The organism is Terrabacter koreensis (genome assembly GCF_054783315.1).
The window spans coordinates 779116-799436 of record NZ_BAAGQU010000005.1; the positions used below are offsets into that span (position 1 = coordinate 779116).

Genomic DNA, 20321 nt, shown 5'->3' on the forward strand with positions numbered 1-20321 from the left:
CCGTGGTCCGCTACACCCTGCTGCGAATCCTGATCTTCTTCGGGTTCTTCTTCCTCTTCTGGCTCATCGGCCTGCGCGACCAGCCGTGGCTGCTCCTCGGCCTCGCGGCTATCGCCTCCGCGGCCGCCTCGTACATCCTGCTCCGGGGCATGCGCGACGAGATCACGGCGAAGCTCGTCGAGCGCCACGAGGCCAAGGTCGAGGGTCGCCGTCTGCAGGCCGACCCGACGAGCGACGAGGCGGCCGAAGACGCCGAGGACGCCGGGTACGACGGCCCGCGCAGCCCCGGGCGCTGATCATCGTCACGCCGTGAGGCCGAGCCTCAGGGCGATCCTCGTCGCAGTGACGCGCGCGTCGTCGCCGACGCCGAAGAGCAGCGCCGAGCGCCGGCTCCGCAGGAAGTGCACCCCGACGAAGTGCAGGTCGGGCGCGACCAGGCTCTCGCCGTCGTCGTGGCGGGGGAACCCCTGCTCGTCGACGAGGCCCGGCACGTCGATCCACTCGGCGTAGCGGCTGCGGAACCCGGCGGCGACGACGACGGCGCCGAGGTCGCGTACGGCGACGCTCTCGACGGCCCGCGGTGCGAACGGGCCCGGGTCGGGCACGTCCGGCGGCGTCCGACCCGCCCGCGCGCAGGACGCGACGATGAGGTCGCGGATGCCGTCGTGGGCCGCGTCGGACATCGCGAGGGTCGCCTCGAGGTCGGGCGCCAGGTGGACGGTCGTGTCGTCCGCGCCGACCAGATGGCCACCGAGGCGCACCCCGAGGCCGTGCAGGGTGCGGAAGCTGAGGTCGTGCCCGCCGTCGCGGCCGGTGACCTGTGGGTTGGCGCCGAGCCGTGCGGCCGGCGACGGCAGGTCGGTGACCCGCTGGTCGAAGAACGGGGTGTCGAGGAGCCACTCGAAGACGTCGCGTCCTGCGGTGCGCCGCGGGAACCAGGGCGCCCGGCCGCAGGCCATGACGACGTCGCGACCGGCCTCGGCGAGCTCCTCGGCGATCTGGCACGCGCTCTGACCCGAGCCGACGACGAGCACCTGACCGTCGGGGAGCGCGGCGGGGTTGCGGTACTGCGACACGTCGACGCACGCCGATCGGGCGGGAAGCGACCGCACGGCCGCAGGCAGGTTCGGGCGCTGGTAGGCGCCGGTGGCGACGACGACCACGCGGCTGCGCACGGTGCCGTCGTCGGTCTCGAGGTCGTAGCCGCCGTCCCGTCCCGGACGCAGCGCGCGGACGGGAGTGCCGTGTCGCACCTGCGCGGTCAGGCGCGAAGCGTAGTCCTCGAGGTGGCGGGTGATCTGCTCGCGCGACATGAAGCCGTCGGGGTCATCACCCTCGTAGGGCGCCCCTGGCAGCAGCAGCAGGTGGTTCGGGCCCACCAGGGTGAAGCTGTCCCACCGGTGGGCCCACGACGAGCCCGGCGACTCCGCCTCCAGCACGACGTGCGCGACGCCGCGAAGGCCCAGCTCGTGGCTCGCTGCGAGGCCGGCCTGCCCGGCACCGATGACGACGACGTCGATCTCCTCGTGCACGTCTCAACGGTGGCACTCGCGCGGCGAGCCGTCAGCGAAACGGGACCGACGGGCCGAGGAGGGGTCGAGGTATGCCGTCGCGCCGGGTCGCGACGGTATGCCGTCGCGCCGGGTCGCGACGGATCACCTCGACCCGCCGGGGCATCAGGTCAGGCGCGGCCGGCTGCGAGCCCGACGGCGAGGAGCAGCGACCAGGCCAGCAGGAACTGCCCGGTGCCGGCCAGCGCGGGGATGAGACCGCGCCCCGTGGCCCGGCCCACCACGGCCTGCATCGGCTTGAGCACCAGCGGTGCGGCGAGCAGCGCGAGCAGCGCCCACGGCGAGGTGAAGGACGCGAGGCCGGTCATCACGAAGGCCACGGCGACGAGGGCGACGTAGAACCAACGGGTGCCGGACTCGCCCATGCGCACCGCGAGGGTGCGCTTGCCGTGCTCGCGGTCGGTGGGGATGTCGCGCAGGTTGTTGGCCACGAGGATCGCCGACGACAGGGCGCCCACGCCGATGGCGCCCCACCAGCCCGCGGCGGTGGGTGGCGTCATGGTCGCCATCGTGCCGAGCGTGGCGACGAGCCCGAAGAAGACGAAGACGAACACCTCGCCCAGCCCGAGGTAGCCGTAGGGCCGGGAGCCGCCCGTGTAGTACCACGCCGCGACGATGGCAGCCGCGCCGATGGGGATCATCACCCAGAGGCCGGAGAGCCCGACGAGCGCCAGCCCCATGAGCGCGGCGAAGAAGAAGCACGAGAACGCGGCGATCTTGACCGAGCGAGGGGCGGCGAGGCGCTGCCCCACGAGCCGGACCGGACCGACGCGCACCTCGTCGGTGCCGCGGATCCCGTCGGAGTAGTCGTTCGCGTAGTTGACCCCGACCTGGAGGGCGAGGGCGACGACGAGGGCGAGGACGGCATACGCCCAGACGACGTGACCGGTCTGGTAGGCGGCGCCGGTGCCGACGAGGATGGGGGAGACGGCAGCAGGCAGCGTGCGTGGACGAGCGCCCTCGATCCACTGGGACAAGGTGGCCATGGGGTCTGGGGGAGTCCTTCTACAGCTTGCGGAGGAAGTCGGGGTCGTCGTCGGGGCCACGCGGGCCCGCCGGGCCACGGGGACCGGGCGGCTGGCGCCCGGGACCGCGCGGGGCGGGGCCGCCGCGGGCGTCGCTGCGGCCGGCGACCAGCCAGAAGATCGGCCCCAGCACCGGGACGAGGGTGGCGAGGAGCCAGACCGGCTTCGGCATGATGCGCACGAGACGGCTGTTGGTCTGCACGCAGTCCACGAAGGCGTAGATCGAGGCGAAGACCACGAGGGCGACGAGCACGACGCGTGGCACGTTGATCTCCTTCGTCGACCGGGTGGACACCCCCATCTTGCCACCGCTCAGGCGGAGCCCTGCACAGCGCGTCGGATGGCCGACCGGTCAGGCTTCCCCGGGCCGCGCTGCGGGATCGCCGGGAGCACGAGCACGCGCCTCGGCAGGGCTGCGTCGGGCAGGATGTCGCGCAGCCGCTCCCGCACCTGCCCCGTGGTCAGGTGCCCCGTCGGGTCGACGAGCGTCACTGCGGCGCAGACGGACTCGCCCCACTCGGGATCGGGCAGGCCGACGACCACGACGTCGAGCACGTCGTCGAGGTGCCGCGACATGGCGTCCTCGACGACCCCCGGGTTCACCTTGAGGCCTCCGGTGTTGATGACGTCGTCGGCTCGCCCGTCGATCACGAGCAGGCCGTCGTCGTCGAAGTGGCCGAGGTCATCGGTGCGGAACCAGCGGACGCCGTCGAGGTCGACGGTGAAGGCGTCGCGGCTCAGGACCGGTCCGCCGAGGTAGCCGTGGGCGACGGTGTCGCCACCGAGCACGACGTGCCGGTCGTTGTCGACGTGGATGCGGCTCACCGGCAGCGGCGTGCCGTCGTAGACACAGCCGCCCGCCGTCTCGCTCATGCCGTAGGTCAGGCTCAGGTTCACCCCGGCGTCGCGTGCCCGCTCGACGAGGGCGCCCGGGGTCGCAGCGCCACCCACGAGCACGCCGTCGAACCCGCGCAGCGCCTCGAGGCCCTCAGGATCGTCGACGAGCCGCGTCAGCTGGGTCGGCACGAGGGAGGTGTAGCGACGCCGAGCCGACCCCGTCGGTCGCACGGCCGCCGCCGCTGCTGCGAAGGCCCGGGGTGAGAAGCCGTCGCGCAGGTCGAGGACGGTCGGCGACACACCGGCAGCGACGGAGCGCAGGAGCACCTGGAGACCCGCGATGTGGTGCGCCGGCATCGCCAGCAGCCAGGCGCCGCTGCCACCGAGCACCTGATGGGTCGCCCACGCGGAGCGCTCGAGCGCCTCGGCGGTGAGCAGGGCGCGCTTGGGTCGACCCGTGGAACCCGACGTCCCGATCGCGACCGCGAGGCCGTCGGGCAGGTCGGAGGGGTCGTGGGACGGCACGGACGGCGGGGCGTCGGCGGCGGCATACGGCAGCACCGGCGACCGGCCGGCGAGCGCGTTCTCCAGGGCGGGCAGCACGTCGAGGACGTCCGGTCCGGCAGGGACCGGAAGCAGCTGCAGCGCCGTCATGGACCCCATTGTGCCTGCGGTCTCGGCTCGCCTCGGACACGACCCATCGACCGCGGCCCTGCGTGATGGGTCGGAAACCTGCGCGTTGCCGCCTCTCCGGCCGGAGAGCTCTCGACAGCCTCCCGGGTCAGTGGGCAGGACGGCGAGCGGAGCGAGCAGGTCGTGCCCGGTGCCGCTGCCGGGCGGCCATGAAGACGGTCCACACGAGCGCCGCCGCGCACACCGGGAAGCCCACGTAGGGGTTGAGCGGGAGCACGATGCCGAGCGCGCCGCCGACGACCCAGAGCACCTGCAGCATCGTCTCGGACCACGCGAAGACCGACGTCCGCACGTTCTCGGGGACCTCGCGCTGCACGAGGGCGTCGAAGCAGAGCTTGGCCAGCTGCGCGGAGAGCCCCTGCACGAGCCCGAGCACCACGAGCGTCCAGACGCCGTACCAGATCCCGGTGGCGAGACAGCTGAGCGTGGCCGCGAGCACCGACACCATCGCGATGCGCTCGGGTCGCTGGTCGCGCACGACGTTGCCGACGACGCTGCCGAGGCCGTTGCCGACCCCGATCCCCACGGCGATGAAGGCGAGCACCAGCTCGCCGCGGAACCCGTCGATCGGGTGCTCCTTGGCGAGGAAGGCCATGAACATGATGAGGAAGCCGGTGAGCACCCGCGTGCCGCCCGTCGACCACATGGCGTGCATGACCGGCCACGGGATCGCCTGCTTGCGCCGGCGGAAGCGGCCGACGGGGCCGAGCGAGTCGACGGTGAGGGCCTCGTGCTCCGCGGGCGTATGCCGTCCGGCGCCGTCCGAGGTCCACCCACGCCGGGTGCCCCTGAGCGAGTCGGGCCCGCCCGGATCGAGCCGTCGGGGCGCGTGCGGGGACCGGACCGCGATCGGGGCGGTGTCCCCGATGGGCACCTCACCGGCCGATGAGTCCACCTGGGCCGGCAGGCGGATCGCCTGCACGGTGCCGACGACGAACACGACGAACCCGATGCGCAGTGCCCACGCCGGACCGGCGAGCATGCCGAGCCCACCGAGCGCGCCGCCGACGACCGCCCCCACGACCCCGGCCATCGAGACGCGGGAGTTGGCCCGGACGAGCGTCGTGCCGGCGGGCAGCAGACGGGGCACGGCGGCGGCGCGGGTGATGTTGTAGGCGCGGGACGCGACGAGGCAGCCCAGGGCGGCGGGGAAGAGCCAGCTGCTGTCGTTGTTCACCGCCTCGGCCAGCACCCAGCAGAGGAAGGCGCGTGACGCGAGGGTCGTGCCGATGGCCCAGCGGCGGCCGTGCGAGAAGCGGTCGAGCAGCGGCCCGATGAGCGGGGCGACGAGGACGAACGGGACCATCGTCAGGAGCAGGAACGTCGCGACGTCGCCGCGTGCCTGTGCCGTCTGGGGGTTGAAGAACAGCGTGCCGGCGAGGGCCAGCGTCATGATCGTGTCGCCGGCGGTGTGGCTCGCGTGCAGCTCGGTGACGCGGGCCAGGCCCGTCTCCCCGGCGCCACCCGAGTGCGTGAACGCGTGTGCCTTCGTCGCGGCGAAGCGGCCGGTTCGGGCCGTGGCGCGTGCGGTCCCGGTCGCCGCACGCCCCAGCCCCCGTCCGATGGCGCGGGTCGCGTTCAGGGCGGTGGTGCGCGGTGGCTGGCGGAAGCTCGCGGGTCGGCCCCCCTCGGGCACATCGGGATCCGCACCGCTCTCCGCCGCGCGCAGCACCGGGTCGTCGCTCGCGGGCGCGCGGCGTCCACTGCCGGCGCTCCTGTCGTCGCGAGGTCCCACCCCTTCATCCTGCCCCCTCGGCGGGCCCGGGGGTGGAGCGACACCGGACCCGGTGGCAGGCCGTTGGCCGGTCCAAAGGTCGAGGCTCCGCTCGGGCCGGGCAACGGCCGCGCCGCCCCGGGCACGCGCCGACGGACTCCTGAAATCGCCCGTGACGATGACCGAATCGTCCTCCGCGCCCTCGCTACGCTCGACGGGTGAGAACCGTGGGGGACGCGGGTTTCGAGGGGGTCGGAGGGGCCGACGAGGGAGTCGGTGGCAACGAGGGGGCCGAGGGCTCGGCTGCCGTCGCCCGCCGACGGTCTCGCACGCGCCTCGGTCTCGTGCTGGGCGTCGTCTGGCTCGTCGTGCCGCTCGTGCTCTTCCTCCTGGACCGGCCGATCTTGCTGTCCGGCAACCCGGCCCACGTCATCGCGCTCGCCGCGAGCGGTCTCGTCGGCGTCGTCCTGCTCGTCAACGACAAACCGGACGACCGGAGGCGCCACCGTCGCCGGTCGCGCTCGGTGCGAGTGGTCGGACAGGTCCTGGGGGTCGTCGCCACCGTGGTCGTGCTCGGCGCCCTCGTCTGGCTGCGCCCCTTCGCCGCGACCCCCTCCGCCGTCTCGTCCCTCGTGGGTGGCTCCGACGTGCGTGTCATCGACGCTGCCGCAAGCATCACGATCGCGCCGAGGGCGGGCACCCCGGATCGTGGGCTGGTGTTCCAGCCCGGCGCTCGCGTCGACCCACGCGCGTACGTCCCGATGCTCTCGCAGGTGTCGAGGCAAGGGGTGCTGGTCGTCGTCGTCAAGCAGCCCTTCGACATCGGCCTGCTCGCCACCACGGCACCGCAGTCCTTCGTCGACGAGCACCCCGAGGTGAAGTTCTGGGCCGTCGGTGGCCACAGCCTCGGCGGGGTCGCGGCGGCGCGGTTCGCGCTCGACAACCCGCGGCTCGTCAAGGGCCTCGTGCTCTGGGCCTCCTACCCCGACCAGTCCCTCGCCGGCCGCACCGAGCTGCAGGTCGCCTCGGTGAGCGGAACGCGCGACGCGTTCACGACCCCGGCCGACGTCGCGGCCGGCCGGGCCCTGCTGCCCCGCACGACGGCATACACCCGCGTCGAGGGGGCCGTGCACTCGTTCTTCGGCGACTACGGCCAGCAGCCGGGCGACGGGTCGCCGACGGTGTCACGGACCCAGGCGCAGCGGCAGGTCGTCGACGCGACGGTGCACCTGATGCTGTCCCTCTGAGCCGTGCGGCTCAGAAGTACCAGGGGAACGGGGACCAGTCGGGGTCGCGCTTCTCGAGGAACTGGTCACGGCCCTCGACGGCCTCGTCGGTCATGTACGCGAGGCGGGTGGCCTCACCGGCGAAGACCTGCTGGCCCATGAGCCCGTCGTCGGTGAGGTTGAACGCGAACTTCAGCATGCGCTGCGCCTGCGGGCTCTTGCCCATGATCTCGCTCGCGACCTGTAGCGCCTCGGCCTCGAGGTCGGCGTGGTCGGCGACGATGTTGACCGCGCCCATCCCGTGCATGTCCTCGGCGGAGTAAGTGCGGCCGAGGAAGAAGATCTCGCGGGCGAACTTCTGGCCGACCATCTTGGCGAGGTAGGCGCTGCCGTAGCCGGCGTCGAAGCTGCCCACGTCGGCGTCGGTCTGCTTGAACCGGGCGTGCTCGCGGCTCGCGATCGTGAGGTCGCACACGACATGGAGCGAGTGGCCGCCCCCGGCCGCCCAGCCGCCCACGACGGCGATGACGACCTTCGGCATGGTCCGGATGAGGCGCTGCACCTCGAGGATGTGCAGGCGACCGCCCTGGGCCTTGACCCGCGCCTCGTCGATCCCGGCGGACGTGGCGTCGGCGTCGGGCGACGTCGCGTACTGGTAGCCGGAGCGGCCGCGGATGCGCTGGTCGCCACCCGAGCAGAAGGCCCACTTGCCGTCCTTGGGGCTGGGGCCGTTGCCGGTGATGAGCACGACCCCGACGTCGGGGGTCATGCGGGCGTGGTCGAGCGCGCGGTAGAGCTCGTCGACGGTGTGGGGGCGGAACGCGTTGAGCACCTCGGGTCGGTCGAAGGCGATGCGGACGACGCCCGACTCGGCGTGCGGGCGGCCCTCGACGGGGCGGCGCCGGTGGTAGGTGATGTCGGTGAGGTCGAAGCCCGGCACCTCGTCCCACTCGGAGGGGTCGAAGGTCTCGGAGACGGTCGCGCGTTCGGTGCTCACGGCGGGCAGCCTACGCGCGCGCCGCGTGTGGCCGGACACACACCTCGGGGTCGCCTGGGTGGGGTGAGGTTCCGGTCCCGCGCGGCCACACGCGGCCGGGGCGGGGCAGCCACCGCGGCACGGTGGCGACATAGCGGGCGTACTCCTCGCCGTGCGCCTCGCGCAGCGTCGGCTCCTCGTACAGCGCGACAAAAGCGGTGACCGCGACGACGAAGAGGCCGGCATACGCGAGGACGGCGACGCTGCGCCACAGCAGCGCCTGGCCCACGATGACCGCCAGCACGGCGACGTACATCGGGTTGCGCACGAAGCGGTACGGGCCGGTGACGACGAGGTGCTCGGTCGGGGCGGTGGGCGAGGGGGTGCCGAGGCCGTCGCGGGCGAAGCGGACGAACGATGCTGCGAGCGCTACGACTCCGAGGGCGACGAGCAGCCAGCCGGCGACGGTGCCCGCCGTCGACGTGGCCCAGGCGTCGCGCGCGGAGGCCCCGACGAGCCACGGGACCGCCCCACCCATGGTGGCCGGAACGGCGGCGAAGACCGTCGTGCCGAGGGCTGCGGACCGGGCGTCCATCGCTTCCTCCTGTGCGGTCGGTGCCACCGCCTCTCGGGACCACGCTACGGCTGCGCGGCGGTCGGCCGGGCCGGAAGGGTCCGCGTCGTGCGGCTAGCGTGGCGGCATGCCGATCCCTCCCTACGTCCTGCACCTACGATCCATGGTCGGCACCGAGCTGCTGTGGATGCCGGGCATCACCGCGGTCGTGCTGCGCGAGGGCGCTCGCGGCGTGGACGAGGTCCTGCTCGTGAAGCGCTCCGACAACGGCCAGTGGACCCCCGTGACCGGCATCGTCGACCCCGGCGAGGACCCCCACGTCACCGCCGTGCGAGAGGTCGAGGAGGAGGCGTGCGTCGTCGCCGAGGTGGAGCGGCTCGTCTGGGTCGCCGCCACCGGCGTCGTCACGCACGTCAACGGTGACCTCGGGCAGTACCTCGACCACACGTTCCGGTGCCGCTGGGTCGAGGGCGAGCCACGCCCCGGCGACGACGAGTCCACTGATGCCGCCTGGTTCGCGCTCGACGCGCTCCCAACCATGGCCGACCTGCACCGGGAGCGCATCACGGTGGCGGCCGACAACCCGGCAGACGTGCGGCTGGGACGCTGACTTTCGGACGCAGTCGGCCCGGCGCCGGACGGGCTGTCGGTCGGGCTGTCGGTCGGGCTGGCACCCGTCGGGCCGCGTCGGGGTGACATCTGTCAGGGGCAGGTCGTGACAGGGGACGCAGGGAGTGGGTGCGCTCCGTGCCTAGCGTGGAGGCACGCCGGGTGGTCCGGCGGAGCAACGGAGGTCATCGTGTTCGTCCCACGCACGTTCATCGTCGCCGGCATCGCCCTCATCGCGATCTCGCTCGGCGCCTCGGGCCACGGCCTCTGGTGGCTCATCGGTCTCGTCTGGGCGTTCGGCTGGATGCACGACGGTCGGCGGTCCTGCCACGTCGGCAGGCGTCGCCATCGCGCCGAGCCCCGGCTCGACGACCGGCTCGACAGCCAGCCCGACGACCGGCCCGACGACCAGCCCGTCTCGAGCCCGACGGCTCGCGGGCCGGTGGCGCAGCCCGACCCCACCCACGACCGCCACGAGGCGTTCCCCGTGCGCTGACCGGTGCCGGAAGGTCCGTCGGTGATGATGGGGGCATGACGCCCCCGCACAGCGCCGCCGACCTGCTCGCGTCGGCCCACGTCGTCGCCCTGCCGATGCGGGTGCGCTTCCGCGGTGTCGACGTGCGCGAGGCGGTCGTCTTCGAGGGGCCCTGCGGCTGGGGCGAGTTCGCGCCCTTCCCGGAGTACCCCGACGACGAGGCGGCTCGCTGGCTCGCTGCGGGCATCGAGGCCGCGTATGCCGGGTGGCCTGCGGCCGTCCGCGACGTCGTGCCCGTCAACGCGACGGTCCCTGCCGTGCCGGCGGACCGGGTGGCCGAGGTGCTCGCCCGCTTCGACGGCTGTACGACGGCCAAGGTGAAGGTCGCCGAGCGTGGTCAGGGCATCGACGACGACGTCGACCGGGTGGCGGCCGTCCGGGACGTCATGGGCGCGGACGCCCGCATCCGCGTCGACGCGAACGGCGGCTGGGACGAGAGCAGCGCCGCGGACGCACTTGCCAGGCTGGCGGCCTACGACCTCGAGTACGCCGAGCAGCCCTGCGCAACCGTCGAAGAGCTGGCTCGTCTGCGAAAGACTCTGGCGCGCAACGGCATCGACGTCCCGATTGCTGCAGACGAGTCGATCCGCAAGGCCGAGGACCCTGTTCGGGTCGCCCGTCTCGGCGCGGCCGACCTCGTCGTCGTCAAGGTGGCCCCGTTGGGCGGCGTCGAGGCCGCCCTCGAGGTCGTCGCGGCGTGCGGCCTGCCCGCGGTCGTGTCGTCGGCCCTCGACACGAGCATCGGCATCGCGGCCGGCGTCGCGCTCGCGGCCGCCCTGCCGCAGCTCGACCACGCTTGCGGCCTCGGCACCGTCAGCCTCTTCGAGCGTGACGTCGCACGGGACGCGTTGCGGCCCACAGCCGGCCGCCTCGTGGTGACCAGGCCGGTGCCGGACCCGGTGGCGCTGGAGGAGCTGGCGGCGCCGCCGGCACGCCAGCAGTGGTGGCGCGACCGGCTCACCCGGTGCGCCGAGCTGCTCGCCGCGGGGAGCGCACGGTGATCAAGGCCTGCCTCAACGGCTCCCGCACCCGCCGTCAGCACCGTGGGGTGCCGCTGACACCCCAGGAGCTGGCGCTGGCGGCTGCCGACGCGGCTGCCGCCGGCGCCTTCATGGTCCACGTCCACCCGCGTGACGAGTCCGGTCGGGAGACCCTCGAGACGCGGCACGTCGTCGACGCGGTGGTCGCCATCCGTTCGCGGACGCCCGGCCTGCGGGTCAGCGTGTCGACGCGGGACGGCATCGTCGACAGTGCCCGCCGCAAGCTGGCGCACGTCGCGGAGTGGCCGACGCCCGACCTCGGAGGTCCCGACTGCGCGAGCGTCAACTGGCACGAGGAAGCCGCCGTCGAGGTGGCAGAAGCCCTGCGCGACAACGGTTCCGGCGTCGAGGCCGGCATCTGGACGCCGAAGGCTGCGAGCCTCTTCGTCGCCACGAACTGGCCGTGGCAGGTTGAGCGGGTGCTCGTCGAGCTCATTCCCGGCGTCACCCCGGGCTCCGACGGCCCCTGGGCCGCGGAGCGCATCCTCGCCGCGCTGGGGATGTCGCCGGTGCCGGTCGTCGTCCACGGCGAGGAGCGGTGGACCTGGCCGGTGCTGCGTTGGGCCCAGGCCGCCGGCTACGACGTGCGCGTCGGGCTCGAGGACACGCTGCACCTGGCGAGCGGGCGGGAGGCCCGGGACAACGCCGAGCTCGTGCGAGCCGCCGCGACGTCCGAGCCCAGCACCCCGTCCCAGTGGCCGGTGCCCGACCCGCCCGGCTGAGTCGAGACCGACGGTTCGCCCAGTGTCGCCCAGTGTCGCCCAGCGTCGTTCAGCGTCGCTCAGCGTCGCTCGGCGTCGCTCAGGATCGCTCGGCGTCGCCCGTCGCGCGCGACAGGGCCTGCTGGGCGAGCGACCGCAGCCACGCCGCCTCTGCCCGGCGATCGGCCCGGGACACCGGCACCTCGAGAACCCTGATGCCGGTCGGTGACTCGGCGAGCGCTCGGGCCAGCCGATCGAGGTCTTCGACACGTTCGTATGCCGTGTGGTGCGCCGCGCAGAGCGCTGCCAGGTCGGTGCCATGAGGCGTTGCGAAGACGCGTTCGAACGCGCTCGAGTAGCGCGGGTCGCCCTGCTCGAGCGTGCTGAAGATGGCGCCGCCGTCGTCGTTCAGGACGACGAAGGTGAGGTCGGGCCGCGGCTGACCACTGCCGACGAGCAGGCCGTTGCTGTCGTGCAGGAAGGTCAGGTCGCCGAGGTAGGCGATGGTGCGGGCGGCCCGCGGGCGGCCGAGCGCGATGCCGATCGCCGTCGACACCGTGCCGTCGATGCCGGCCAGGCCGCGGTTGCCCACGACGAAGCGGTGCTGCAGCGGTGGCCAGGGCGACCCCATGACGTCGAGGTCGCGTACGGCGTTGGACGAGCCGACGACGAGCGAGGTGTCGGCCTCGACGGCGGAGGCGACGACTGCGGCGACGGAGAGGGGCGACAGGCCGACGTCGAGGCCCGGTGCACGCTGCGGATCTCCTTGCGCGGCAGTCAGACCGGCGTCGATGAGCGCCGAGAGCCGGACGTCGGCGTCGTGCCAGGAGTCGAACCAGGCGGTGTCGTCGGCGGCCTGGACTCGCGGCACCACGTCGAGCACGCGGGCGACCCTGCCCGGGTCGGTGGCCACGCCGTCGCGGCCTCGCACGGCCAGCACCTCGAGGGCTGGGTCGCTGATGAGGCTCGTGACCGGTCGGGAGAGGGTCGGATGGCCGATGACGACGACGCGCTCGATCCTGCCCCGGAGGTCGGTCGTGAGGAGCAGCCGGCCGGTGCGCAGCGCCTGCCGCCCGATGCGTGCTCCCGACGTCGGCTCGGCGAACATCGGCCAGCCGGCCGCCTCGGCGAGCATCCGGGCTGCGGGCCCTGCGTCGTCACCCGCCACGACGACGGTGCGCGGCCCCAGGGGCAGCACCTCGCCGTCCGTCGAGATCGACACCGACGGCTCGACGTCGACCCCCGACGCCGAAGCAGGGTCCGCCCCCGTTGACGTGCTGCGCGGATCTGACTCCGCTTCGGCCCGCAACTCCGCCCCGGCGGAGTCGTTGCGGTGCTCGAGGTCGTCAGGGCGGTGCCACCAGGTGGTCGGGTCGGGGTCCGGGGGCAGGAGGTCGCCGTCGAGCTGGACGTTCAGCTGCGTCGGACCGCGGCGCGAGCAGGCCCGTGCGACAGCGGCATCCAGCTCGGCGTCCGACACCTCGGGGGTCAGGTCGTCGCACTCGGCGAAGACCCCGAAGAGGCCCGCCTGCTGGGTGGTCTGGTTGGCCCCCGTCCCGCGCAGGCGGTCGGGACGGTCTGCGCTGACGACCACGAGCCGCCGGCCGGTGTGGTGCGCCTCCATGACGGCCGGCAGCAGGTTGCCGACGGCCGTGCCCGACGTCGTGACGACGGCGACGGGTCGGCGCGAACCGGTGGTCAGGCCGAGGGCGAGGAAGGCAGCCGAACGCTCGTCCACGCGTACGTGCAGGCGCACGTCACCGGCGCGGTCGGCCGCGTCGAGCGTCAGGGCCAGGGGAGCGGACCGCGAGCCCGGCGCGAGCACGACGTCACGGACCCCGCAGAGCCACAGGGACTGGACGAGTCGGAGGGCGAGCTCGGAGGCCGTGCGGGCGGCGGACACGGCGGCCGTTCAGTCGCTCGCGAGCGCGTCGCGCATGGGGATGAGCTTGGCGTTGGACTCGGCCACCTCGGACTCGGGGTCGGACCCCGCGACGATGCCGCAGCCGGCATACAGGGTGATCTGCGACGGGTCGCCCGGGGCGAAGGCGCCGCTGCGCAGGGCGATTCCCCAGGCTCCGTCGCCGTGGGCGTCCATCCAGCCGACCGGACCGGCGTAGCGGCCGCGGTCCATGTGCTCGAGCTCTGCGATGAGCTCGACCGCCCGCACGGTCGGGGTGCCGCCGACGGCGGCCGACGGGTGCAGCGACGCGGCGAGCGTGAGCGACGAGGCGTCGTCGGCGCTGACCGCGGCGACGTCGGTCGCGAGGTGCATGACGTTGGGAAGGTGCAGCACGAAGGGGGCCTCGGGCACGTTCATCGACGAGCAGTGCGGGGCCAGGGCCTCGGCGACGGAGCGGACGGCGTACTCGTGCTCCTCGAGGTCCTTGGACGAGCGGGCGAGCGAGCCGGCGAGGGCGGTGTCCTTGTCGTCGTCGCCGGTGCGGCGGATCGTCCCGGCCAGCACGCGTGAGGTGATGAGCCCCTGGTCGCGGCGGACGAGCAGCTCCGGCGTCGCGCCGACGAGCCCGGCCACGGCGAAGACCCAGGTGTTCTCGTAGCGCTCGGCGAGGCGGCGCAGCAGCCATCGCGGGTCGATAGGTCCCGACGCAGTGGCGACGAGGTCACGGGCGAGGACCACCTTGTCGACCTCGCCCGCCCCGATGCGCTCCACGGCCTCGGCCACGGCGTGCGCGTAGTCGGCGGGGGACACCGAGCCGTCGGCGAAGGCGACCCCACGGGGCGGCTCGGGATCGTCTGCGAGAGAGGGTTTCTCGAGGAGGGTCAGCTGCGGGTCGAGGGAGACGGTGGTGAGCCAGGTCTGCCCGTCACGGCGCCCGACGATGGTCGAGGGAACGACGAGCCGGGCCGCTTCGGCCGAGTCGTCGGCGAAGGGGAACGACCCGAAGCAGACGAGGCCCGTGCCCGGGCGCCCGACCTCGTCGCGCACCACGGCGTGGTGGCTGACGTCGCGCCACCACGCCTCGGCCTCGCGGAAGCGGCCCTCGCCGTGGGCCTCGAACGTCAGCGCGGTGCCCCAGCCGACGAGCCCGTCGCCACGGCGCACCCACGAGACGAGGTCGTCGTGGGCGTGGTCGGCCGGCAGGTAGGCGAGCAGGGGGTCCGCGGCCTCGATCGGGACGGTGCGGACGACGACCGTCGGCCCCGCGGTGGGGGACGGCGCTTCGGGAGCGGGAAGCGTGGACATCGGTTGCAACTCTACGGCCGAACGACCCCTGCCCCCGCCGCGTGGCAGCCCCGTGCGACCGAACGCACACGCGCCGGTGCGAGGATGAGCGCATGAGTCGTGCGCAGCTGGACAAGAAGCCGGTCGACGTCGCGTCGATGTTCGACACCGTCGCCGAGAAGTACGACGTGACCAACGACGTGCTCTCCCTCGGGCAGGACCGGCTGTGGCGCCGCGCCGTCGTCAAGGCCGTCGCCGCGCGCCGGGGCGAGCGGATCCTCGACATCGCCGCCGGCACGGGCACCTCGAGCGAGCCGTGGGCCGACGAGGAGATCGAGGTCGTGCCGGCGGACTTCTCGCTCGGCATGCTGCGGGTGGGCCGCCGCCGTCGTCCCGACATGGCGTTCACCGCCGCCGACGCGATGAGCCTGCCGTTCGCCGACGAGAGCTTCGACGTCGTCACGATGAGCTTCGGGCTGCGCAACGTCGCCGACCCCGAGGTGGCCCTGCGCGAGTTCCTCCGGGTGACCAAGCCTGGTGGGCGCCTGCTCGTCTGCGAGTTCAGCCAGCCGGTCAACAAGGTCTTCCGCACCGTCTACACGAACTACCTGATGCGCGCGCTGCCGCCGGTCGCCCGCCGCATGTCGAGCAACCCCGACTCGTACGTCTACCTCGCCGAGTCGATCCGCGCGTGGCCCCCGCAGGGCGAGCTCGCCGGCATCATCGAGGGCGCCGGCTGGCAGCAGGTCGGCTGGACCAACCTCACGGGCGGCATCGTCGCGCTGCACCACGGCACGAAGCGCTGACGGCGTCTCCCGACCGGGCCGAGGGGCGTATGCCGTCCTCTCCGTCCGCTGCCGGAGGTGGCCTCCCGAGGGGGAGCGGAGGGGCTTGTTAGGCATGCCTTATCTGACAAGGGCGAAATTGCGGGAATAGACTCCCTCGAGAGTTCGTGAAGATCTTCACAAGCGGTTCGGAAGCGTGCAGGAGACATGACCAGTTCGAGCGAGGCGCCCAGCCCCGGTGAGGGCGGCGGTGCACCCGTCGAGCGGGCCGACGTCGTCGTCGTCGGTGCCGGCCCGGGTGGCAGCGCCACCGCCGCGTACCTCGCCGACCACGGTCTCGACGTCGTCCTCCTCGAGAAGTCCGCGTTCCCCCGCGACAAGATCTGCGGCGACGGCCTGACCCCGCGCGCCACCAAGGAGCTCATCTCCCTCGGTGTCGACACCACCGGCTGGCAGCGCACCAAGGGCCTGCGCATCAAGGGCGGTGGCCACACGCTGCAGCTCGACTGGCCCGAGTCCGACGCCTTCCCCGGCTACGGCATGGTGCGCACCCGCGCCCAGCTCGACGAGGCCCTGGCGCGGCACGCCGAGAAGCGCGGTGCCCGCCTGCACGAGCGCACGAGCGTCACCGCCCCGGTGCGCGACGCCGCCGGCCGCGTCACCGGTGTCATCGCCAAGCGCCTCGACGACTCCGGGCGAGCCACCGGTGAGACCGTCACCTACCGGGCGCCCGTCGTCGTCGCCAGCGACGGCGTCTCCAGCCGCCTCGCCACCGCCGTCGGCCGACCCAAGCGCGAGGACCGCGTCATGGGCGTTGCCGTGCGCGCCTACTACACGACGCCGAAGCGCGACGACTACCTCGAGAGCCACCTCGAGCTGTGGACCCGCGACGACAACGGCAACCGCATCCTCATGCCCGGCTACGGCTGGCTCTTCCCGCTCGAGGACGGCCGCACCAACGTCGGCCTCGGCACGCTCGACACCACGGCCGCCTTCCAGAAGACGGACTACAAGGACGTCATGCGCCGCTGGGTCGAGGACATCAACCCCGAGTGGCAGCTCGAGCACGACGAGTCCGCCGGCCCGATCCGCGGTGCGGCCCTGCCGATGGGCTTCAACCGCACGCCGCTCTACGCCGACGGCCTGCTGCTCGTCGGCGACTCCGGCGGCATGGTCAACCCCTTCAACGGCGAGGGCATCGACTACGCCCTCGAGGCGGCCCGCGTCGGTGCCGAGCTCGTCGCCCAGGCCATGGCGCGGCCCAGCGACGCCGAGCGCGAGCGGGTGCTCGCGGCATACCCGAAGGTCATGAAGGACGAGCTCGGCGGCTACTTCACCCTCGGCCGCTGGTTCGCACACGCGATCGGCAACCCCGAGGTCATGCGCCTCGCGACGAAGTACGGCCTGCCGCGCACCAGGCTCATGCCGTTCCTGCTCAAGATCATGGCCAACCTGGCCGACCCGGCAGGCAAGGGTGCGAGCGACCGCATCATCCACGCCCTCTCGAGGCTGGCGCCGAGCGCATGAACCACCTCGCCACCGACACCACCGGCACCCCCGTGGCCACCCCCATTGTGACGCCGAGCACAATCGTCACAGACGCCCCTAGGATGGGTGCGCCGCGCATGTTCGCCCCTGCTCTGCACGTCTCGCACGACCGAAAGGCACGTGACCTCGGATGAACTCCTACGTCCCGATCCTGTTCATGCTGGGGCTCGGCTTCGCGTTCGCCGCGCTGTCGGTCTTCACCTCGCTCGTCGTCGGCCCGAAGCGCTACAACCGCGCCAAGCTCGAGGCCTACGAGTGCGGCATCCAGCCGACGCCCCACGCGGCGGGCGGTGGGCGCGTGCCGATCAAGTACTACCTGACGGCGATGCTCTTCATCATCTTCGACATCGAGTCGATCTTCCTCTATCCGTTCGCGGTGGCCTTCAACAAGCTGGGCCTCTTCGCGCTGGTGGAGATGGTCCTGTTCATCCTCACGGTCTTCATCGCGTACGCCTACGTCTGGCGCCGCGGCGGCCTCGAGTGGGACTGACGCCCGTTGCCGCACGTGAGCGCCCGCACCAGCGGGCACGCGTCCACCGGGTCCGTCAGGAAAGGTAAGGAGTAAGCAATGGGTCTCGAAGAGAAGCTCCCAGCCGGGTTCCTGCTCTCGACCGTCGAGGGCCTCGCCGGCTACATGCGCAAGGCCTCGATCTGGCCGGCCACCTTCGGCCTCGCGTGCTGCGCCATCGAGATGATGGCCGTCGGCACCCCCGACTACGACATCGCCCGCTTCGGCATGGAGCGCTTCTCGGCGACGCCGCGCCAGGCCGACCTGATGATCGTCGCCGGCCGCGTCAGCCAGAAGATGGCCCCCGTCGTGCGCCAGGTCTACGACCAGATGCCCAACCCCAAGTGGGTCATCTCGATGGGTGTCTGCGCCAGCTCGGGCGGCATGTTCAACAACTACGCGATCGTCCAGGGCGTCGACCACATCATCCCGGTCGACATCTACCTGCCCGGCTGTCCGCCGCGGCCGCAGATGCTGCTCAACGCGATCATCGAGCTGCACCACCAGATCGAGACCTCGCCGCTCGGTGTCAACCGCGAGGAGGCGGCCCGCGCCGCCGAGACCGCGGCGCTCTCCGCGACCCCGACCCACCAGATGAAGGGCCTGCTCGCATGAGCGACGGGGAGAAGAAGGACACGACGCCGGCGGTCAACGCCGACACCACGAAGGACCAGACGTCCGGCATCACGCCCGGTGAGGTCGAGCTGGCCCAGTCCGGCACCGGCAGCCAGGCGCGCGTCGTCGGCATGCGTCGCGGCATGTTCGGGGCCACCCGCGGCGCCGACACCACCGGCTACTCCGGGCTGCTGCGGCCGATCATCGTCGCCGGCGCCGCCGAGCGGCCCTACGGCGGCTACTTCGACGAGATCGCCGACAACCTCGAGCGCGGCCTCGTCGGTGGCACCGCCTCGTACGCCGAAGCCATCGCGAGCGTCGTCGTCGACCGCGGCGAGATGACGCTTCACGTGCGCCGCGAGCACCTGCCGGCCGTCGCCCGCGTGCTGCGCGACGACGCGTCGCTCCGCTTCGAGATCTGCACCGGGGTCTCCGGCGTGCACTACCCCGACCGCGCCGGCGAGGAGCTCCACGCGGTCTACCACTTCCTGTCGATCACCCACGGCGGGCGGCGGGTCCGCGTCGAGGTCAGCTGCCCCGACGACGACCGCCACATCCCCTCGATCGTCTCGATCTACCCGGCCAACGACTGGCACGAGCGCGAGACGTGGGACATGTTCGGCATCGAGTTCGACGGCCACCCGGCCCTGACCCGCATCCTCATGCCCGACGACTGGCCGGGCCACCCGCAGCGCAAGGACTACCCCCTCGGCGGCGTCCCCGTCGAGTACAAGGGCGCCACCGTCCCGCCGCCCGACCAGCGGAGGTCGTACAACTGATGAGCACGCACACCGAGTTCACCCAGACCGAGGTGCCCGAGCCGGGCGCCAACGACGTCTACGCCACGTCGGCGGCCGACGAGTCCGCCAGCGAGGGCGCGCACGTCTTCAACGCCGCCGGCGGCGACTGGAACGACCTCGTCGACGAGGCCACCTCGCTCAACGAGGAGCGCATCGTCGTCAACATGGGGCCGCAGCACCCGTCGACGCACGGCGTGCTCCGCCTCATCCTCGAGATCGACGGCGAGACGGTGACCGAGGCCCGCGCGGGCATCGGCTACCTCCACACCGGCATCGAGAAGAACATGGAGTACCGCAGCTGGGTGCAGGGCGTCACGTTCTGCACGCGCATGGACTACCTGACCCCGATGTTCCAGGAGGCGGCCTACTGCCTCGCCATCGAGAAGCTGCTCGGCATCACCGACCAGATCCCGCAGCGCGCCAACGACATCCGCGTCCTCATGATGGAGATGACGCGCATCAGCAGCCACCTCATCTGCCTCGGCACGGGTGGCATGGAGATGGGCGCGACGACCGTCATGACCGTCGCGTTCCGCGAGCGCGAGCGACTGCTGCGGGTCATCGAGATGGTGACCGGCCTGCGCATGAACAACGCCTACATCCGCCCCGGTGGCGTGGCCGTCGACCTGCCCCCGGGCTCGATCGACGCGCTGCGCGAGATGGTGCCCGAGGTCCGTCGCGGCCTGGGCGAGCTCGAGGCGCTGCTCAACGAGAACCCGATCCTCAAGGGCCGCACCGTCGATGTCGGCGTCCTCAGCCTCGCCGGCTGCATGGCGCTCGGCATCACCGGTCCGGTGCTCCGCTCGACCGGCCTGCCGCACGACCTGCGCAAGCTCGACCCGTACTGCGGCTACGAGACGTACGACTTCGACGTCGTCACCCGCACGAGCCAGGACGCCTACGGCCGTCTGCGCATCCGCATCGACGAGATGTACCAGTCGCTGCGCATCATCGAGCAGGCCACCGACCGTCTCCAGGCGAACGAGGGCGGCAACAACGCGGTCATGGTCGAGGACAAGAAGATCGCCTGGCCGGCGCAGCTCGCGCTCGGCAGCGACGGCCTCGGCAACAGCCTCGACCACATCCGCGAGATCATGGGCACCTCGATGGAGTCGCTGATCCACCACTTCAAGCTCGTCACCGAGGGTTTCCGGGTCCCGCCGGGCCAGGCGTACGTCGCGGTGGAGTCGCCCAAGGGCGAGCTCGGCTGCCACCTCGTCTCCGACGGCGGCACGCGCCCCTACCGCGCGCACTTCCGCGACCCCAGCTTCAACAACCTGCAGGCCGTGGCCGCCATGTGCGAGGGCAGCCAGATCGCCGACGTCATCGTCGCCGTGGCCTCGATCGACCCCGTCATGGGAGGTGTGGACCGATGAG

Annotated in this window: 21 protein-coding genes; 12 read left to right on the plus strand and 9 right to left on the minus strand. The window is 72.6% G+C overall.

The features are described from left to right. The first annotated feature begins 2 nt into the window (after positions 1 to 2). Positions 3 to 296: a DUF4229 domain-containing protein gene (locus ACYVNR_RS15905; protein WP_045187024.1), complete on the plus strand. Its 294-nt coding sequence runs from the start codon at positions 3 to 5 to the stop codon at positions 294 to 296. Positions 297 to 302: 6 nt separating this feature from the next. Here ACYVNR_RS15905 and ACYVNR_RS15910 read toward each other — a convergent pair whose 3' ends face one another. The 5 genes from ACYVNR_RS15910 to ACYVNR_RS15930 all read right to left on the minus strand — a co-directional run bounded on the left by ACYVNR_RS15910 (position 303) and on the right by ACYVNR_RS15930 (position 5861). Next, a complete protein-coding gene (locus ACYVNR_RS15910) occupies positions 303 to 1532 on the minus strand; it encodes a flavin-containing monooxygenase (protein ID WP_461049255.1) in 1230 nt (409 codons plus the stop codon). Between the two features lie 149 nt (positions 1533 to 1681). After that, on the minus strand, positions 1682 to 2557 hold the full coding sequence (locus ACYVNR_RS15915) for a 1,4-dihydroxy-2-naphthoate polyprenyltransferase (protein ID WP_461049257.1): 876 nt from the start codon (positions 2555 to 2557) through the stop codon (positions 1682 to 1684). A gap of 19 nt (positions 2558 to 2576) precedes the next feature. Beyond that, on the minus strand, positions 2577 to 2861 hold the full coding sequence (locus ACYVNR_RS15920; protein WP_045187336.1) for a PLD nuclease N-terminal domain-containing protein: 285 nt from the start codon (positions 2859 to 2861) through the stop codon (positions 2577 to 2579). 47 nt (positions 2862 to 2908) lie between these two features. Then, positions 2909 to 4087: an o-succinylbenzoate--CoA ligase gene (gene menE / locus ACYVNR_RS15925; RefSeq protein ID WP_461049259.1), complete on the minus strand. Its 1179-nt coding sequence runs from the start codon at positions 4085 to 4087 to the stop codon at positions 2909 to 2911. A 127-nt stretch (positions 4088 to 4214) separates the two neighbouring features. After that, entirely contained in the window at positions 4215 to 5861 is a 1647-nt protein-coding gene (locus ACYVNR_RS15930) for an MFS transporter (RefSeq protein ID WP_461049261.1), read from the minus strand. A gap of 197 nt (positions 5862 to 6058) precedes the next feature. Between ACYVNR_RS15930 and ACYVNR_RS15935 the strand changes: the two genes are divergently transcribed. Beyond that, on the plus strand, positions 6059 to 7087 hold the full coding sequence (locus tag ACYVNR_RS15935; protein WP_461049263.1) for an alpha/beta hydrolase: 1029 nt from the start codon (positions 6059 to 6061) through the stop codon (positions 7085 to 7087). A 10-nt stretch (positions 7088 to 7097) separates the two neighbouring features. On the opposite strand, the gene ACYVNR_RS15940 is transcribed toward ACYVNR_RS15935, so the two are convergent. Beyond that, entirely contained in the window at positions 7098 to 8063 is a 966-nt protein-coding gene (locus ACYVNR_RS15940) for a 1,4-dihydroxy-2-naphthoyl-CoA synthase (RefSeq protein WP_461049264.1), read from the minus strand. A gap of 10 nt (positions 8064 to 8073) precedes the next feature. After that, the gene (locus ACYVNR_RS15945; RefSeq protein WP_461049266.1) at positions 8074 to 8637 is read right to left on the minus strand and encodes a methyltransferase family protein; all 564 of its coding nucleotides are present in this window, start codon (positions 8635 to 8637) and stop codon (positions 8074 to 8076) included. Positions 8638 to 8743: 106 nt separating this feature from the next. Between ACYVNR_RS15945 and ACYVNR_RS15950 the strand changes: the two genes are divergently transcribed. From ACYVNR_RS15950 to ACYVNR_RS15965, 4 genes are all read left to right on the plus strand, one after another. Continuing rightward, entirely contained in the window at positions 8744 to 9226 is a 483-nt protein-coding gene (locus ACYVNR_RS15950; RefSeq protein ID WP_461049268.1) for an NUDIX hydrolase, read from the plus strand. A gap of 189 nt (positions 9227 to 9415) precedes the next feature. Next, entirely contained in the window at positions 9416 to 9721 is a 306-nt protein-coding gene (locus ACYVNR_RS15955) for a hypothetical protein (RefSeq protein WP_461049270.1), read from the plus strand. Positions 9722 to 9756: 35 nt separating this feature from the next. Continuing rightward, on the plus strand, positions 9757 to 10761 hold the full coding sequence (locus ACYVNR_RS15960; RefSeq protein ID WP_461049272.1) for an o-succinylbenzoate synthase: 1005 nt from the start codon (positions 9757 to 9759) through the stop codon (positions 10759 to 10761). Continuing rightward, on the plus strand, positions 10758 to 11522 hold the full coding sequence (locus tag ACYVNR_RS15965; RefSeq protein WP_461049274.1) for a 3-keto-5-aminohexanoate cleavage protein: 765 nt from the start codon (positions 10758 to 10760) through the stop codon (positions 11520 to 11522). Before ACYVNR_RS15960 ends, ACYVNR_RS15965 begins: the two co-directional genes overlap by 4 nt. 79 nt (positions 11523 to 11601) lie before the next feature. Here the strand turns inward: ACYVNR_RS15965 and menD are convergent, their stop codons facing one another. Together menD and ACYVNR_RS15975 are read right to left on the minus strand one after the other, a co-directional pair. Continuing rightward, the gene (gene menD / locus ACYVNR_RS15970) at positions 11602 to 13404 is read right to left on the minus strand and encodes a 2-succinyl-5-enolpyruvyl-6-hydroxy-3-cyclohexene-1-carboxylic-acid synthase (RefSeq protein WP_461049276.1); all 1803 of its coding nucleotides are present in this window, start codon (positions 13402 to 13404) and stop codon (positions 11602 to 11604) included. 9 nt (positions 13405 to 13413) lie between these two features. Next, positions 13414 to 14709, minus strand: a complete 1296-nt coding sequence (locus ACYVNR_RS15975; RefSeq protein WP_045187006.1) for an isochorismate synthase — start codon at positions 14707 to 14709, stop codon at positions 13414 to 13416. Between the two features lie 92 nt (positions 14710 to 14801). Between ACYVNR_RS15975 and ACYVNR_RS15980 the strand changes: the two genes are divergently transcribed. The 6 genes from ACYVNR_RS15980 to ACYVNR_RS16005 all read left to right on the plus strand — a co-directional run bounded on the left by ACYVNR_RS15980 (position 14802) and on the right by ACYVNR_RS16005 (position 20320). Then, positions 14802 to 15494 (plus strand): demethylmenaquinone methyltransferase, encoded by a 693-nt coding sequence (locus tag ACYVNR_RS15980; protein WP_461049278.1) that lies wholly within the window; start codon positions 14802 to 14804, stop codon positions 15492 to 15494. 186 nt (positions 15495 to 15680) lie between these two features. Further along, entirely contained in the window at positions 15681 to 17000 is a 1320-nt protein-coding gene (locus ACYVNR_RS15985; RefSeq protein WP_461049280.1) for a geranylgeranyl reductase family protein, read from the plus strand. 151 nt (positions 17001 to 17151) lie between these two features. Further along, positions 17152 to 17511: an NADH-quinone oxidoreductase subunit A gene (locus tag ACYVNR_RS15990; RefSeq protein WP_045187001.1), complete on the plus strand. Its 360-nt coding sequence runs from the start codon at positions 17152 to 17154 to the stop codon at positions 17509 to 17511. Between the two features lie 78 nt (positions 17512 to 17589). Then, positions 17590 to 18144 (plus strand): NuoB/complex I 20 kDa subunit family protein, encoded by a 555-nt coding sequence (locus ACYVNR_RS15995; RefSeq protein ID WP_045187000.1) that lies wholly within the window; start codon positions 17590 to 17592, stop codon positions 18142 to 18144. After that, positions 18141 to 18923: an NADH-quinone oxidoreductase subunit C gene (locus tag ACYVNR_RS16000; protein ID WP_461049283.1), complete on the plus strand. Its 783-nt coding sequence runs from the start codon at positions 18141 to 18143 to the stop codon at positions 18921 to 18923. Before ACYVNR_RS15995 ends, ACYVNR_RS16000 begins: the two co-directional genes overlap by 4 nt. Beyond that, positions 18923 to 20320: an NADH-quinone oxidoreductase subunit D gene (locus ACYVNR_RS16005; RefSeq protein ID WP_458801417.1), complete on the plus strand. Its 1398-nt coding sequence runs from the start codon at positions 18923 to 18925 to the stop codon at positions 20318 to 20320. The genes ACYVNR_RS16000 and ACYVNR_RS16005 overlap by 1 nt, the downstream gene beginning before the upstream one ends. Position 20321: the final 1 nt, after the last annotated feature.

Excerpts from the sequence above, each read along its gene's own strand:
- ACYVNR_RS15915 (WP_461049257.1), bottom strand. The coding sequence starts at position 2,557 with ATGGCCACCTTGTCCCAGTGGATCGAGGGCGCTCGTCCACGCACGCTG.
- menE (WP_461049259.1), bottom strand. The coding sequence starts at position 4,087 with ATGACGGCGCTGCAGCTGCTTCCGGTCCCTGCCGGACCGGACGTCCTC.
- ACYVNR_RS15945 (WP_461049266.1), bottom strand. The coding sequence starts at position 8,637 with ATGGACGCCCGGTCCGCAGCCCTCGGCACGACGGTCTTCGCCGCCGTT.
- ACYVNR_RS15950 (WP_461049268.1), top strand. The coding sequence starts at position 8,744 with ATGCCGATCCCTCCCTACGTCCTGCACCTACGATCCATGGTCGGCACC.
- ACYVNR_RS15960 (WP_461049272.1), top strand. The coding sequence starts at position 9,757 with ATGACGCCCCCGCACAGCGCCGCCGACCTGCTCGCGTCGGCCCACGTC.
- ACYVNR_RS15975 (WP_045187006.1), bottom strand. The coding sequence starts at position 14,709 with ATGTCCACGCTTCCCGCTCCCGAAGCGCCGTCCCCCACCGCGGGGCCG.
- ACYVNR_RS15980 (WP_461049278.1), top strand. The coding sequence starts at position 14,802 with ATGAGTCGTGCGCAGCTGGACAAGAAGCCGGTCGACGTCGCGTCGATG.
- ACYVNR_RS15985 (WP_461049280.1), top strand. The coding sequence starts at position 15,681 with ATGACCAGTTCGAGCGAGGCGCCCAGCCCCGGTGAGGGCGGCGGTGCA.
- ACYVNR_RS15990 (WP_045187001.1), top strand. The coding sequence starts at position 17,152 with ATGAACTCCTACGTCCCGATCCTGTTCATGCTGGGGCTCGGCTTCGCG.
- ACYVNR_RS15995 (WP_045187000.1), top strand. The coding sequence starts at position 17,590 with ATGGGTCTCGAAGAGAAGCTCCCAGCCGGGTTCCTGCTCTCGACCGTC.
- ACYVNR_RS16000 (WP_461049283.1), top strand. The coding sequence starts at position 18,141 with ATGAGCGACGGGGAGAAGAAGGACACGACGCCGGCGGTCAACGCCGAC.
- ACYVNR_RS16005 (WP_458801417.1), top strand. The coding sequence starts at position 18,923 with ATGAGCACGCACACCGAGTTCACCCAGACCGAGGTGCCCGAGCCGGGC.